Here is a 17,120-nt window from a genome sequence, read left to right as displayed (position 1 = left end):
ATCCGGCGGTTGAAACCGCGTCTGCACAGACAAAATCCGGCGGTTGAAACCGCGACTATACAAACAATGTCCGCCTCCGCGGACTGAAGAAAAAACGCAATTTTAACCGCCTATTCTTCAACCTGCGGAGGCAGGTTTTGTCTGTATAGACGCGAATTCCATTCGCCCGGTCTTTTTCAACCCGCCTCCGGGGGTTTTGTTTGTATATAGGCGGTTTTAACCGCCGATTTTTGTTAAATCAATCCGAAACTCCCTGCGGTAATACTCCCAGCAGAAACTCCGCTGATAGAAGCTAAAATCTCTCCAGTTTGGGCAAACCGAATTAATGTTACACCGCTATCTTGACTAATCGCCAATTGTGAAGAATTCAGCCCGTTACCCAATACTAAGAAGTCTTTACCAAATTCAAAATCGGTAATAGTATCAGTCCCAGAATTGGTGGAGATTAGGAATTTATCGACTCCCTTTCCTCCAGTCAAAGTATCATTTCCTAAGCCGCCATTGAGTAAATCATCTCCCTTGCCACCAAACAAGATATCATTACCATCATCGCCGTTTAAGATATCAGCACCGCGGCCGCCAAACAAGACATCATTACCGCTAGCGCCGAGCAAAGTATCGCTACCTTTGCCGCCGTAAAGAGTGTCATCTCCAAGGCCTCCGTCTAGGGAATCGTTGCCTCGTCGGCCGTTGATTGCATCATTTCCGGTAGTGCCAGTGAGGATGTCATCGCCATTTGTGCCGTTGATTTGACCAGAATTGCTGCCCAAATCGGCGTCGCCGGTGACTATAGGAGTTGCAATCCCAGCAGGCAATGTTACTGCTTGAATTTTGCTATCTAAAGCAGCACCAGTATTGTCAGTAACTAACTGGGAAATTGGCTTGCTTCCGGCACCAACTGCTTTGAAGTCTTGAGTAGTTGCGCCCAAGGATACTTGTTGGACGCGGGCAACGGCTTGGGGAATTGATGTTGCTGTTGGGTTGGTGACGGCGGTATCAATGCGCTGATTTGCTGTTGCCATTACTGTCGCAGCTTGCGAGGTAATAGAGGTGACTTTTTGAATGTTGAAACTGGGGTCAATCTGCTGGATTTTAGCAGCGGATTGCAGAATTATTGGTTCTAAGGCGGCTGGATTGCTGAGGTTTAAGATAGCACCGCCTTGAATTTTATCGCCCATTGAACCCACAACAGCTTTGACAAGATCCTTAGTAGCTGCACTGGATGCACCGTCAATCAAAGCGGCAGTTTGAGTGATGGTGTTTTGGACTTTCACCATTGCTGCTAAGACTTGGACTCCCCCAGGCTGGTTGTTGTTGGTAGCTAGGATTGGATCTAAGCTAGTCAGGTCAACTTCAGCGGGGAGGGAAAGGGCGGCTTTGACTAAAGATTGGGCGGCTTCGGGTGCAATTCCCTTGTCGATTAAGTCGGCGACTAAGCTAGTTAGGAGTGTGACAACTGTGGAATCTGGTGGTGCGGTGACTGGTGTTTCTAGGGGTAATCCGGTGGCGGTGTCAGTGCCTCCGATCGCAACTAAATTGCCTTCTGATGGGTCGATTTCTCCGTTTTTGTTCGTGTCGAATATCTCGAAGGGGATGTTGAGATCGAATTTGCCGCCTGTATCGGTAATTGTGGATGGTTCGTTGGTGTCTTTGATGCCGTTTTTGTTGGCATCGAGGAAGACAGTTGCACCGGAGATGTAGCCGTCAATTACCCAGCGACCATTTTTTGTTGTCACCTTGAAAGTCTGTTCGCTACTGGCACCGTAAGAGTCTGTAGCGATTAACTTCACCTCGAAGGGTTTCCCATCACTTGGAGGGGTGCCGGTAAATATGATGGTGTTTTCCCAGGGTCTGGATTCAATTCCTAGCCAATTAGTGTTTGGATCACTATTAGATAAAGGACTGCCATCAGGTAGAGTTAACTGGTAGGAAATCTGGTCGCCATAGAGATTGGTATCAGGGTCAATGTATACATCTTTGATGGGTTGGTTAAGCTCAGTGTACCTGCCACTTAAACGAATCTTCTCTTCTGGCGGGCGGTTGTCGATCGTAAAACTGCCTTCTTTGGCAAAAGGCGAACCGGCCCAAGCTGTGTCAATTGCTTGCACGCTCCAGAAATATTTCCCTCGGGGCAAGTTTTTGAGTTGCCATCGGGTGTTTTGATTGACATTCCCCAACCCCACGAGTTGCCGAGTTCCATCGTTCAAAGACATCGGGGAAAGAATCTCTGCGCCCCCTTGCTTAGTGCCAACTCGAAGGTTGTAGCTTAAACCATTAGGAGGAGTTTGAGCATCACTCGCTTTATTCCAGTTGAAGGTAACTTCTGGGCCCGAAGCTGCAGCCGTCAGCCCTGTGGGTGCGGTGGGAGGAGTGTTCGCTTTAGGAGTGTTGTTGCGGAAGATTTTGGTAGAGAAGACATCTCCTGCTGGGTTGTTGAGTTCCTTTATTGAATTACTAGCGACCAGGATATCCAATTTTCCATCCTTGTCGTAGTCTCCCCAAGCTGCATTGGAATAAGCTTGACCACCAGGAGGCGATACGACACTGCCGATTTCTACGCCACTGTCGATAAAGCTATTTTGACCAGTAAAGCTATTTGGGTCAATAAAGCCATTTGGGTCATTTGGGTTAAAAGGTCTGCCTGTGTTGTTGCGATAGACTTTGGTGACTACTTTTTGTGAACTTCCCGCATCTAGCTGAGTCAAAACACTGACATTGACTAGGATATCCAGTTTGCCGTCATTGTCGTAGTCTCCCCAAGGATTTTGAGATAGAGAATTAACCCGACCAGGTATTTTTACACCTATGTCATCAAATCTGTTTGGCTCCCTGGTACTGGTTGCGTTGCAGAAGACTTTGGTGATGGACTGCGATTGCTGGAATGAACTATCGGAACCACTGACTAGGATATCCAGTTTGCCATCATTGTCGTAGTCTCCCCAAGCGATTTGATCAACGTTACTAAAACCAGGAAATATTACGCCAGTGTCTGTAAAACCATTAAAAAAACCATTAAAAACGGAATTGGAATTGCCCGAGTTGCGGTAGAGTTTGGCAGTTGTTCTGCCGCTGGAATCCGGCACATTGAGCAGAACATCAAGTTTACCGTCGTTGTCATAGTCGCCCCAAGCAGCGAAACCTCTACTGGATGGTAGTCCAGTCGTGCTCTGTTGCTCAAAGCTAAAGTTGTCTTGACCGTTGACAGAGCCGGAGTTGCGATAGAGCTTGTTATTATCATCCCGCCAACTATCGTTGGCTGTTTGCAAGATATCCAGACGACCATCATTGTTATAATCTGCCGAAGTCACGTAGGAACGGAACCCGTAAACATCAGGTAGCGTTGCTCTCTTGGCAAAGTTGTTGCTGTAGATGTCTCTGCTTTCATTGTTGCTGCCACGATTCTGGCCGACCGAGAAATCCAGGCGCCCATCATTGTTGTAATCTCCCCATGCTGAGAAATCACCTGACAAGTCTATTCGATTACTTTCGCTAAAGCCATATTCGCTAGACCTTTGATTGTTGTTATCGAGGAGTTCGGTGTTTTTGTAGATTTGGTTGTTTCCGAGGATATCCAGTTTGCCGTCATTGTTATAGTCTCCCCAGATAGCTGAGTACAAGCGCTTCGGAGAAATCGGAACGTTCGTGTCGATGAACCGTGACTCAGCATCCAAAATTTCCACGGTGGCAAAGCTTGGAGTGCCAATACTGGCATTAAAAGCATTATTAGCGATCCGAAACGCGATTTCTTCTGTTCCCTCAGCTATACCATCCGGTAAGATGTCAATTGTGAAAGTTTTGCTATTTTCGCCTGGGTTAAAGATGAGAAAAGGAGGGGTATTGGGGATGGAGGAAAAGTTCCAATCTGTTCTGAAAGTCGCTGAACCTGTAGGAGGTTCTAAGAACACCGTGGAACTGCTGTTTAGATCCCCTAGAGTTCCAGTGCGAGTGAGAGTAATTTGTGCCTGAACAATTCCTGTGAAACTTTCATTGACTTTGTAAGTAGCTTGGGAAAAACTTACCGTGGGAATACCCAAAGGCCGATCGCCAGTTATCGGTAATCCCAAGATAGTTTCATTAGATCTCGGTATGACGATCGGTCTGTTTGTGCCACCTGTTCCTGTAGTGACTGGCGGATTGACGACTACTGGATCGACCACGACTACTGGATCGACGACTACTGGTGGCTTTGGCTCGACGACGACTACTGGATCGACGACTACTGGTGGCTTTGGCTCGACGACGACTACTGGATCGACGACTACTGGTGGCTTTGGCTCGACGACGACTATCGGATCGACGACTACTGGTGGCTTTGGTGCAATGTCGTTATCCGTAATCGCCACAACCACCCCACCAACCACAATCCCGTTATACTTAACATCACCGCTAGTCACACTGTGAGTGATATTCCCGCTGTGCGCCCCTTCCACGATCGCATCATCAACAGCTTTCACCGTAACTGGTTGAGATACATTCCAATTAACGGATGTGAAAGTGATAGGCGCGATCGGCTCAATCTGACTACCTGTGGTGAGAGTGAGAGTGACAGGGGCGATCGGCTGCGATTTCAGCACCGCAGTGTAACTGCCATTAGCCCCGCCTTCTGTAGCAGTTGTTTCGGCAACACTAATAGAAACACCAGCCGTATCATTGTCCTTATTGGTAATACCAACATCCGATACATCTTTGTTGCTGTAATTCGGATCTGTACTAACAGTAGCCGCCGTGATAACTTTGTAGTCAATATCGCCGTCAACAATACTATCGTCTACCCCAGTTACTGTCACCGGTTGCGCTGTATCCCAGTTAGCCGGAGTGAAAGTTAAACTATTAGTCGAAACACTTCCCTCTGCCACATTAGAACTGTTCAAACCAATAATTACATTAGCCGTTGGTTTAGTATTCAGCACCACCGAAAAGTTAGCCTTGCTGCCATCTTCGCCCGTAGTTAATCCCGCCGTCGGATTCACCGTAATTCCCGGAGTTTCATTGTCACTGTTGGTGACGGTGACATCATCAGGCTTGAGATTGTTGTAATTAAGATCGGTGCTGACAGCCGCCGCCGTGATAATTTTGTAAACTACATTTCCATCAGCTACCAAATCGTCAACGCCAGTCACCGTTACTGTTTGCGGTTGATTGTAGTTGGCGGGAGTGAAAGTTAAGCTATTAGTCGAAACAGTTCCTTCGGCAACATTGGAACTGCTTAAGCCGAAAGTAACGTTAGCACTCGGTTGAGAATTGAGTTTGACTGTGAAAGTAGCTTTACCGCCGAGTTCAGTCGTAGTTAATCCGGTAATTGGATTAACAGTAACGCCAACTTTGTCATCATTAATAATAGTAGTGGTAGCGCTAGTAGTGGTAATTGTTGGTGTTACGCCCGGGCCTGCGGGACTTGATAGAGTGACGATAATTGTTTCGTCGGGTTCAACGATGGTGTCGCCTAACACATCGAGAGTAATAGTTTTCGATGTTTCACCGGCTGTAAAATTAATCGTGCCTGCGATACCCGTTGCCGCAGAAGTGCCACCGATATTGTTGTAGTCGCTGACGTTGGTAGCAGTTCCGGCGATCGTATAATTGACGCTACTTGCCCCGCCAGTGCTACCGCTGCGAGTCACAGTGAAAGTCAGAGGTTTTGTGCCGCTATCGCCTTCGGGAATGCTCGCAATACCCGCAGCAACCGCATAGGAAACAGTACCGTTAGCTGCAATAGTTAGTGTGGTTTGTTTGGTTGTACCCGCAACGCCTCCGGTAATTGTGCCAAAGTTGAGAATTGCGGTTTCGGCGTTTTCTGCGATGTTGTCGGGTTTGATCGTAAGTGCAATATTCTTGGTGAGTGCCGCACCTGTTGCACCTGCGGGGAATGTAATCGAGGTAGGGGCAATAGTGTAGTCAGAATTTTGGGTGGCTGTGCTGCTGGGGTTAATTGCAATTGGTACAGTTACATCGCCCAAGGGAGTGCCGCCACTGATGGTGACGGGAATATTAACTACTGTGTCTGTTGTTCCTTCTGTACCGCTGTAAGTTGCCGCACCGAAATTAACTGTGTTTGGTGTATTTAGCAGGATTGAAACATTGTTAGAACCTCCGTTTGTTACCATTACTGCCAAGTCGGGTAGGGAATCGTTGTTAAAATCGTTTACTGTTACCCTCCCAGGGTTTTGCCCTATCAATGCAAAGTCGATCGGCGAACTAAATCCTCCAGTGCCATTTCCCAGTAAAATTGATAGGTTGGTAGCGCCAGAGTTCGATACGGCTAAATCGAGTTTGCCGTCGCCGTTTAAATCTGCCGCTGTGACGGAATTGGACTTTGTTCCGGCTGTGAAATTAGTGGTGGTACTAAAACCTCCAGTGCCATTCCCTAAGAGAATTGAGACGTTGTTAGAACCGTTGTTGGCTGTTGCTATATCGAGGTTGCCATCTACGTTAAAGTCGGCCACAATAATGGAATTGGGAAATTGCCCCGTACTAAAGTTAGTGGCGCTACTAAAACCGCCAGTGCCATTTCCTAAGAGAATTGAGACATTATTAGAAAGACTGTTCCCGACTGCTAAGTCAAGAAAGTTATCGGCGTTAAAGTTTCCCACAGCAACTGAAGCGGGAATTCCTCCGACACCGAAGCTGGTGGCAGGGGCAAAGCCACCAGTGCCATTCCCTAACAAAATTGAGACGCTTCCACCACCTTGAGGGTTACCATTTACCACAGCCAAATCGGGGAAGGTGTCGGCATTAAAGTTACCAATAGCAATAGATAGGGGAGTGTTCCCTACATTTGAGTTTATGGGCGCACCAAAGCCACCAGTGCCGTTTCCCTGCCTAATTGAGACAGTGCCAGAAAAGACTGGATTTGCTGTTGCTAAGTCTAATATTGTGTCGGCATTAAAGTTGCCAAGTCTTGACGGGCCTCCGCTAAAGCTGATGGGCTGTTTAAAACTGCCATTTCCATTGGCTAAGAAAACTCCGCCACCTACTACTAAGTCGAAGATACCGTCACCGTTATAATCTACTGAAGGAACAAACGGATCTGATGTCATTGGAAAATTAGTCGCATTACCAAAACTGGATAGGATATGACTGTAATTTGCGATCGCATCTTCCCGAAATACCAGCGGTGTGTTAATTTCTCCGGTTGTTGCTTCGAGTTCCCAGTCGCCGCCTTTTGCCGCGCTTCCCGTGAGGTTTTTGGAAGCTGCAACATTGGTATTTGTGAGTTGGGCGATGCGCTGGATGAATGCGAAACCATCTATTTCTAAATCTACATCTAAATCTCTCGCTTGTTCCCCGGTACCGCCGGGGAATGAATTCCCCGTCTCATAGCGCAAGTCATCTAAAGATGACTGAATAAATGAATTATTCCCAGTCGGTTTCAACCGACTTTCGCTATGAGACGGGGATTTAAATCCCCGGCGGACTTTCGGACAAACGCGAGGCCCAGATGCCACATTGCAACCGTAAATCAGAATATCCGCACTGTCTGTAAAAGCACTCCGCCACTGCTGCAATTGTTCCGAATAAGCTTCCAAATTATCTGCATTCAAGCTACCATCGCCCACTTGCAGGCTACCCGGAGCACCGTGAGAAACGATGTGAATGCTGTCAATATTGGTACGAAGGGCTAAGATTTGAGTAATTTGTGCGATCGCATCTTCATTCCCATCTAACACCACAACTTCCGTACCGGGTGTTACCCCAGCCACCAAACTTTGATAATTTGGTACTTGAGTGTCGATAAAGGCGATCGCCCTTACAGAAACTGGAAAATTTAAATTTGACATAATACACCTATTTGGGGTTAAAAAAAGACAACAATTCCCCTGTTTCGTAACTTGCGTGCGAAACTGTCTATCAATTTTGATTTACACAGACACGGGATTTCTGCGTAAAAATTCGGTTATTTCTCATCTGTTGTAGCTACCATAACAGTTTTTTTATCCGAGCTATATAAAGTTTTCTTTAAAAAGATCTGGTTAATTAAACTACCGATAAAGAGCGACAAAATACTTAAGTACAATTACTGCGATGAATGCGAGCTGCATACACCACAAATATTTTTGAAACATAAGTGCTATTGTACTGAGAATTTAAACGTGGTAATTAATACATAAGTTAGGTAAGTAAAGTTATGTGCAATGAAAAAACAGGTTCGTAGTGAGGACTTCAGTCCGCACCCATTCCGAGGACTCGCATTCCTCACTACAAACCAATGTGATTACCGCAAACCCGAATCAATCTCCGCCAAAATCGCCTCAGCATCCCCGCACAAAGCATCGTGACAGCAACCGTTACTCGCCAACAACCCCCCCCACTGACTGACATCTCCCCGGTTATATTGCAAAGCAGAACCATCAAAACGAGTAAATCGCCCGCCCGCCTCCGTCAAAATCAATTCCGGCGCCGCCAAATCCCAATCCTTCGGCGCCGACTTCCCCGAAAGAGCAATATAAACATCAGCTTTTTGTTCAACAATCGTCGCAATCTTGCAGCCGATGCTACCCACAGCCAGTTGATTTTGGCAGGGAAACTTGTGTAATAGTCGATTTAGCCGATCGTCCCTGTGACTGCGACTGGTTACTATAGATAAATCTGCCACTATATTTCGCGCAGAAACCTGCAATTTCACCGCACAACCCCCGCGACTTTCCCCAAAAGCACCAGCATCGCGGATGGCATAATAAATCTTTTGCTTGGACGGCCAAGCCACAACCGCTAATATCGGTTTTCCCTCAAAAGCTAAAGCAATATGAACCGCAAATTCACCAGTCTTGTCAATAAAATCGCGCGTTCCATCCAAAGGGTCAATAATCCAAACCCAAGATTGAGGTAAAGGAACTTTGCCACAACTTTCTAAATAAGATTTGTAAGTTTCTTCGCTCAGGTAGCCAAATTCTGCATTCCCTAAAACCGACTGCAATTCATCGAGAATGTAAGAATTGACAGCGACATCAGCGGCGGTAACTGGGCCGTCTTTTTGTTCTTGAATGTCCAGGTTGGGAGTATTAGCATCAGGGCGATAATAGGATTGTAAAATATCTGCGGCACCCCAAGCGGCGGCCTGGGCAATTTCGCTTAATTGTTCGAGATTTTTCATGTTTGATTGATTAAAGTAGGGTGCCTCAGATTAGAACTCTTGCTCTCGTCAAATTTACCCCCCGCAAGTCCCCCCTCCCGGAGGGGGAAACAAGAATAATCTTACCCCCTCCCCTTACCAAGGGGAGGGTTGGGGTGGGGTGCTTTGTATTTTTGCAAGAGATCTATTGCATCTACTTGATGATAATCGAAAAAACCCCGACTGACGCAACCTACGACTTAGTCTCAACTCCAGTTATATTTGGGTACTAGCTAACAAAAACTACATTTACTAAATGTAGCACTATTTTATGAAACTAGGATAAGGACAATAAATCTCAGGAGTGGCTAGAAATTGTGTCACCATCTGTACTTGTTTAAGCACCGGAGAAGCCAAACTCAAATCAACAGCAACCGGGCCGCACGGAACTAAGATATTATTATCGTGGGCGTAGATAATTCCAAAATAAGATCGCACACCTAAATTTTTAGACACAGCTACTTGAGCTGCAATTGGATAGCCATTGTGAGTCGCAACTTTGATACCATACAAATAATTCTTGCTTTCTCGCACAGAAAAGCCAAAACCTTTCAAAATAGCAGCAGCAGAAGTTGCTGTTGGATCTTGGGAAAATGAAAGCGATCCGAAAGAGTTGGTAAATCCCGTTGCTTCGTAATATTGCGCCGTTTGGTGTTTGTTCAAATAGCTAATATATTGTGTGGCTTCACTTTCTTTAGCTTTACCGATTAACCTGAAGAAGGTAGGGAGGGCGATCGCAGATAAAATCCCAATAATAAAAATGACAACCAGCAACTCAATTAAAGTGAAGCCCTGGGAAGCGTTGGTACATCCTGCACCCATGCATAGCTTGTACCGCAGGGAATCGCACTTCTGGTAACTGATATACAATCCGGTATTTAAGTATATTCTTTGCCTTTGTAGAAGTGACTTGCCCTCGCCTGCAAAACGGAGTTTTAAAAGCGATGTGTGGATATGTTGCACAAAATTGCAGACAAATGCCGACATAATTAACACCTCAAACAAAAACTAAATTTACTCAATATACCGCTAACAATTCCCTTGAAAATCTCCCCATTTCTTGGGATACTCAGATTGATTCTGGCAAATAGCAGGCAACCAACTAGCACCGGGAAATTGCTTATCCCATTTTTGTTTCAACTTTTCTCGCGCCGATCGCACAGAAACATACAAAGAATCGCCACCAGCAAAAGCTTTCAGAAAATGCCTCAAAAACTCCTGGGCGATCGCATCTAGCACAGGTTCCCGCATCACGATAATTTGAGGGATATCTAAATCAGCTAACTGTTTCCCCAATCCCAAGCCATCGCAAGAATTAAAAATTGCTATCTCCAAACCACGTTCAATGGCTATTTTCAAGGAAATTCTGAGTTCTTCGACAGTTAACTTATCTGTTTTATTAATATAAATTGCCCCAGTGCTGCCATCTACTTCGCTGTAACTGTGACCGGAAAAACAGAGAATGTCCCAGCCTATTTTATCTCTGAGACATTCCTCACATTCCTCGCGAGTTGGTTTGAGCAAAAACATGATTTCTGTGTCTGACAAATTCTCTAACACCTGTTTGTCTTCATCGATATTAATTCCTGTATCGTCACCCAAAATTGCTAAGATTCTCACTTTACTTCTTGGTAGGACTAATTTCTTTACCCTATTAGATACTGTGCGACTTAAAGCGACTTCTGCTTGTTGGCAATAAACTTCAAAAAACTTCCACCGATGCCAGGGAAGTTTTCGCAGGAAGGCATCTTCAGTTTGCACAATCACCCGCACCTCATCATCAAAGTTTAAATTGTCGTGCAATTTTTGCTCGATCGGGTTAAACGGTGCTGAATTCAGCCAATTATTTACTTCCGCTTCCACATCCTCAGCTAACGTTGTTAGCTTCTTTATAGAAAAGTTAGTGACTTGACCTTCTTTGCCTTTGATCCGGCTGTTCTGGTTTTTAATGTTATACATTTCTTCCCACTGTTGATAGCGTTTTAAAATTTTGGCTTGTGGTGGCAAATTGCCTTCTATTTGGATTGGCAAACGGTGTCCGTCACAGTAAATATCAGCGCTGACGGCAAAGCCTTGGTTCAAGTCACCACGATCTAAGTTTAAGACAACTACCTGTTCTGAAAGTGGTTTTACTATCTTCTCTACTACTGATAGCAAGTATCTTTGCTGTTCTGGGAACTCTTGAATTATTGGATTTTTTACTCTTGCTAATTCTAGCATTTTTTGGTAGAAACCATTGAAATCAGTCTCAATCTTCTCTTTGTCTGTATCAGGAGGTACGCTAACCTTGATGACAACAACGCCATTGCCTTTATTTTCAATACTCTGAATTTTTAGTTCTGTACCTTTGAGATCGTCCTGAACTTTTTGGAAAGATTGGTAGAAGGCTTTCCAATCAACACCGTTACGGAAAATTAAGTCAACTGTATTGACTACCTCTTGAAAAAAACTGGTAAATTCTCCGATCTCAAATTGAGATTTTTCACTGTGGGGACGGCGTTCGCGATCGTCAGTGCCAGGTTTCGGTTCTTCTAGCAAGTAAACCCACCGACAATCTACCCATTCTAGTTTCGTAGTGCTGTCAATATTCCAGGTTCCTAAACCGCAAGCACCAGTCATTCTCGCATTACTGAAATCAGTGCCGATCGCCTGAACTTGACTAAAAATTGCATACTCTAAATTAGCAGCTTCTAAAGTCGCTTGACTGAGGTCTGCTGTTTGAAGTTTGGCGTAGCCGAGGTCTACACCTATCAAGTTTGCTCCTTTCAAATCCATGCCTTGATATGATTTATTATAGCCGTTGCCGGTCACTAGCAAATCTCGAACTGCGGGATCAATTAATATTGTCTCGCCGACTCTTGCCCACTCAATTCTTGAGCTTTTGTGCCACATTGTACGATAAATATTAGCACATCTAAAATCAGTGTTTTTGAGAAGAGCGTAACTAAAATTAATATTGGCTAAATTAGCACCCCGAAAGCTGGTACCGCCTGCCGCTGCAATCGCATTAGCTAATTGGTGAATTACGGCATATTTATCATCTTCAGCTAAAACTCTGTTGCCAATATAAGTTCCCAATGAGACCAAAGCTACAGCTAAAATTACCGCTATAATGATAATCGCAATAACTATAGGTGGATTGGAAAAATTTGCGACACATTGGTCTAAAAAATCATAACATTTATTGTTCGTGTTGTCAGCTAATCTAGTATTAATTAACACAGATGCTTTTAAATACCGGGTTGAATTATTGATAATAATTCCGGTGGCGATCGCACTTATTGCCAGAGCTTCAAATACAGCTAAAACTGCCACTATTCTGCCCAATACAACCTCAGCCAAAGCCACAGCTAAAGGCAAAGTTACAACTGCGATCGTAGTCGCAGCCACAGCCCCGATCAAACTTACAATTAAAAACGGAATATCGTTGGTATTCGGTTCACCAGCCAACGCCCCAGTTAAGCTCCCAGGTCTAAAACCTCTCAGCCAAGCCAGTATCGGGTGTTTATCGTTCGAGATCGCACTTAAAACAGCAATGCAAGGTACAAAGATTGCAGCCGCCATAGCTAAAGACCCCAAAGCTTTTTGTATTCCTTGGCGAATCGTGAGAGCCAAAAGAACAGTATTCAGTAATAAGATGATTGCTGTTACAATCAAACTGGAGTACCCAATATTTTTGGCAAATAGAGATCTGAATGTCTGACTGATAGCAGTTACAGCAGCCGTTCCTGACATTGCTGATATCAGTGCTACAATTATGAATATTTTGATTTGCGATCGCACTGTTAATCCGCAGCGAGCGTGACTGAAGTTAGCACCATCGAGAGTTGCTCCGCTAAAATCTGCACCTCGGATATCTGCATAAGAGAAATCAGTATTAGTCAGATCTTGACCTTTGAAAGAACGACCTTGGAGATTTTGACCGCGCAAGTTTTGAAAGGTTAATGATGACATAAAATCCAAGTGAAATTTTCAATAGGTTAGCAGTCAATACTTGAGTTGTTGCTTTCGTTCCCAGGTGCTAGCTGGGAATGACAAATGCGTGGCAGATTACCAATGAAAATGTTTCGTCACGCTAGCTCCTCCGAGTGCCACAGTAACGCCAAATAATTCTCTTAATTCAGAACTAAATTCCAACTGAATAAAGTTGTCATCATCTCTGGATGTTGCCTCAAGAACTACCTCTTCTGACTCATCCATCACTATCAATTTTAACCCTTCTGGCAAACAAGTTTGATTTCCCATCGGATACACTTGCACTTGGATATCCACTTCGGAACCTGGTTCTGGTGCCAGCATGACTGCAAGTGTTACAGACTGTTGTGCTAGCTGCATTCCCAAATCAATTTTATAACCTCTCTCGATAGGTAATGCGTTCGTACTTCTAAAATGCCACTCCAGTTGTTCGGGATTTAATAGCTCATCAATTACTTGCCATCCCGCATCAAAAACATCCTCAAACCAGTTCATTAAATTAACTGGTTTCAGTTGTTGAATTCGATTCATGTAGGCAAGAAAATATTCTAGGGATTGCAGTTGAGTGAGCGGTACTTCTCTCATTGCAGAAGTTTTAGTAAATCCTAGTAGCGTTGCTTCTTTCAAAGATTGATTTAATTGTACAGCAACGTAACCGATGCGATTTTCCCAAGCATCGGAGGGAATGTTACAAGTTTGGGAATCGGGCAATACGGGACGACATTCAATTTTGCCAACGCCGACGATATCTAAATCGGCGACATCTACAAATTTGAGCATGAGTGAATCGCGACTTTCGCTATGAGCCAAGTTAGTTTCAAATCCCATGCAGCGTAGGTAAGAATCTACTGCATACACTGCTAGGGTATTGAGATAAACTTGTTTGAATTTTGTCGGCAGGGATTTTTGAGCGCACTGTTGAGCGATGTCATGGGCTTCAAAGGATAGCGGTACGGTGAAAGTTATTGGTTCGATCATTTTACTCATCATTAGTTTCTGTGGTTGTCGCTTAATTGCTACTGTAATTTATTACGAAAATCATCACCAAATCTCCGCAGGTTTCGATTAAAAAAACTGTCAATACCTGAAATAGAAACTCCAAACCTTTGAGACATACTATCCAATGTTTCACCATCCAATTTAGCTAAAGCTATAACTTGCCAAGAAATATCCGGGCGACATCTAAGTGACACTCTTCTAAAATGGCCATCTGGATCTTCTTCGATCAATTCACGCAGCATTGTAGCCTCTTCGGACAATGGTGATTGTGGTGACTGGTAATTATCTAGGTCGTTTAAGGAAGGTAGTTCGCGTGTTCTATTTTTTTCTTTCATATATCGCTTAACAGCATCTTTGAATCTCAACTTCAATATGTGATTGACCGGGGCCATCAGTGGTCTTTCTGGATCGTATTTGTCAATTTTTAGACAAATATACTCAATTGTTTTTAGAAGTGCTTCGTTATAAAGGTCTTCGTAAATATTAGGAGACCATGACCTTTTTTGGGGATAAGCAAGCTTGCCCGATAGCCAAATTGCGTTTCTCAGTTTGGTTAATGCTTTCTGTCGCTCAAGGCTAAGGGCTGGGTGCTGTTGAGCTTCGACGGCTAGCTGTTTGAGTTGTAAATCAATTTCGTCCTCCATCTCAATCTCCTCACTCCTCTGGGATTTTTGTGCAGTCTTGGGGCATTTCTATGTTGTTTTTCGGTAGAGTCGCAATTTTTTACGCATTTGTGGGGAGATTGTTACAAAACTTTACATTTGAGGGTTTGGGAAAAAAAGTTTTGAGATTTGCGTAAAAAGTTTGAGGTGGTTTCGTAATTAGGGTTGAGGGGGCGATCGCACTTTCGTGTGAAAAAGCAGTTTTGAGATTTGCGTAAAAACTTGGGGCTGCTTCCGTAATTAGAGTAGAGAAGCCAATTCAACGTTTGGGCGATCGTTTGATTTCATTATATCAATTTTCATTTAATCCAAGATTAGGAGTATAATCTCAATGACAACTATCAATCAAGGTCAAACTAATGTTCTGCTGAAAGATGTTCTAATCGCCGACACTTTGCCGGGAAGTGCTGCCAACAATTCTATCCTCAACCCTTTAAGCAACAGCAACAAGCAAAATATCGGCGAAGGTTCCTTGATGCTTGACAGCAACAATAAAATAGCGATCGAACCCGATAAACCATTAGTTACGACTAATTTACTGAAATCAAAAGATGCTGCTTCCGAGTCAATCAGCAACAAATCCGATGATTCATTAATTGTTCCAAATCCTCTCAATAGCAGCTTAAGCAGGTCAGTTAGTGGCAATACGAGTCGCGGCGACGCCCTATCCGGTTCCCAGTCAGCCATAGATGCCAAGGATACCCTGACTGGAAGCAGCAAAGATGCACCGTTAATTGCCATCAAAGCTGACAGTCTGACAACAACTGACTCTTTGACTAACAATCAGAGTGCCAAGGAAATATCCCCTGATAAAAAAATCGATGCGTTAGCAGAAAAAGAAAATAAATCGGAAACACTGGCCACTGACAGTAACCTGATTTCACAAGCAAAAGAATCCATAATTCAAGCAGCAACTACTGATAAAGTGACGGCGGAGAAACCAGTCGCTAGTGTCGATGAAGCGGGCAAAGATAGCAACAAACAAAACTCGACAACTACTACTCAAACTGTTGAGACTTCAAAATCACCAGCCACAATTCAAGCAGCGACTACTACTGATAAATTGACGGCGGAGAAACCAGTCGCTACTATCGATGAAGTTGGCAAAGATAGCAACAAACAAAACTCGACAACTACTACTCAAACTGTTGAGACTTCAAAATCACCAGCCATAATTCAAGCAGCGACTACTGATAAAGTGACGGCGGATAAATCAGTCGCTACTATCGATGAAGCTGGCAAAGATAGCAACAAACAAAACTCGACAACTACTAGCGGAGACAAGGACAAAAAAGTTGCGGATAACAGTCAAGCTGTTGCAGTTGAAACCCCTAAAGAACTCAGCAAAACTACTCCTAAATCTGAGATTGTCGCCGATAATTCGTTTACATCTGGGAAATTTGTTGTTGACTCTAGCGGCCAAGTTGGTATCGATTTCTTGTTTGACGGCGGACTGTATAAGGGTCAATTAGCTATCGTCAGTCTAAAAGGGATGGAGAAGTTTGTACCTGGTTCAGCAGAATTTATCAAGGAAGTGGCTTCAAGGGCATTAAGCAATTCTGTAAAAGGTCATGTAGTCATTAATGATTTGAGCGAAGGTGCAAAATTTACGGGTAATTTACCTGAAGGGAATTATAACGAAGGAACTTATTTGGGAGTCAAGAGTTTTGCAATGACTTCGGGGGATGAGTTTGGCGTTATGTTGGTGCCAAATGGAACTGTGCAAGAGGTTCTGAATAATCCTGTTGTTGGAGGGGATAAACGTCCTTTATTTTCAATGGTGACGGCGAATCCTGCTGAGGGATTTCATGTCGGGCAAATTGCTGATGTGACTGGTAGTGGCAAGACTTTTGCAATGGAGGATATGCGGGTTGATTTAGGGAGCGATCGCGATTACAATGATGTGATATTTCAGGTGCGGGGTGCGACGGGTACTGCGGTGAATTTGGATTCTGTGATTAATCCTGAAAAAGATTGGCGTAAAGCTGATATTGGTAAGGCTTTGATTGCTTATGCTAAACCCTATGTTGAACCGAAGGTAGAGCCTGCTAAAGAGGATGAAAAACCTGCCAAAAATACTGATTCTGGTTCGGTTTTAGATGTTCCGATTTCAGATAACGCAAGTGTTTCAAAAGAGAAAGTAATTTCTCCAACTAATACTGAGTCTCTCTCGAAAACGGAGGTTGTTACTTCAGATACAACTGTAACGCCAGCAGTGAAGACTGAAGATGACGAACCTGCGATCGCCAATTCGATCGCTACTCCTACCAAGGATCTGCCGGTTTCAGACAAGGCTGTCGTGTCTGAGGTGAAGGCTGAAGATTCGATCGATACTTCTACCAAGGATTTGCCGGTTTCAGACAAGGCTGTCGTGT

General features: G+C 44.2%; 7 protein-coding genes. 1 reads left to right on the top strand and 6 read right to left on the bottom strand.

The genetic code is table 11. The features are described from left to right. Window positions 1-233: 233 nt before the first annotated feature. The 6 genes from JGK14_RS12020 to JGK14_RS11995 all read right to left on the bottom strand — a co-directional run bounded on the left by JGK14_RS12020 (window position 234) and on the right by JGK14_RS11995 (window position 14,727). Window positions 234-7,778, bottom strand: a complete 7,545-nt coding sequence (locus tag JGK14_RS12020; protein ID WP_325315106.1) for a DUF4347 domain-containing protein — start codon at window positions 7,776-7,778, stop codon at window positions 234-236. Between the two features lie 434 nt (window positions 7,779-8,212). Continuing rightward, complete coding sequence (locus JGK14_RS12015; protein ID WP_293186738.1) at window positions 8,213-9,091, bottom strand: 3'(2'),5'-bisphosphate nucleotidase CysQ family protein; 879 nt, start codon at window positions 9,089-9,091, stop codon at window positions 8,213-8,215. Between the two features lie 282 nt (window positions 9,092-9,373). Further along, complete coding sequence (locus JGK14_RS12010; RefSeq protein ID WP_293191514.1) at window positions 9,374-9,931, bottom strand: type II secretion system protein; 558 nt, start codon at window positions 9,929-9,931, stop codon at window positions 9,374-9,376. A gap of 207 nt (window positions 9,932-10,138) precedes the next feature. Further along, window positions 10,139-13,063, bottom strand: coding sequence for a pentapeptide repeat-containing protein (locus JGK14_RS12005; protein ID WP_325315105.1), 2,925 nt, complete (start codon window positions 13,061-13,063; stop codon window positions 10,139-10,141). A 96-nt stretch (window positions 13,064-13,159) separates the two neighbouring features. After that, window positions 13,160-14,074: a DUF1822 family protein gene (locus tag JGK14_RS12000; protein WP_293218190.1), complete on the bottom strand. Its 915-nt coding sequence runs from the start codon at window positions 14,072-14,074 to the stop codon at window positions 13,160-13,162. Window positions 14,075-14,100: 26 nt separating this feature from the next. Continuing rightward, window positions 14,101-14,727: a hypothetical protein gene (locus tag JGK14_RS11995; protein ID WP_293186742.1), complete on the bottom strand. Its 627-nt coding sequence runs from the start codon at window positions 14,725-14,727 to the stop codon at window positions 14,101-14,103. Between the two features lie 349 nt (window positions 14,728-15,076). On the opposite strand from JGK14_RS11995, the gene JGK14_RS11990 reads away from it, so the two are divergent. After that, the coding region (locus JGK14_RS11990) for a DUF4114 domain-containing protein (RefSeq protein ID WP_325315104.1) at window positions 15,077-17,120 on the top strand (2,044 nt) is incomplete at its 3' end.

This window comes from Microcoleus sp. PH2017_28_MFU_U_A (assembly GCF_020738035.1).
In the GTDB taxonomy this organism is placed as follows: Bacteria; Cyanobacteriota; Cyanobacteriia; order Cyanobacteriales; family Microcoleaceae; genus Microcoleus.
This window is presented reverse-complemented; position numbering and strand designations above follow the sequence as displayed.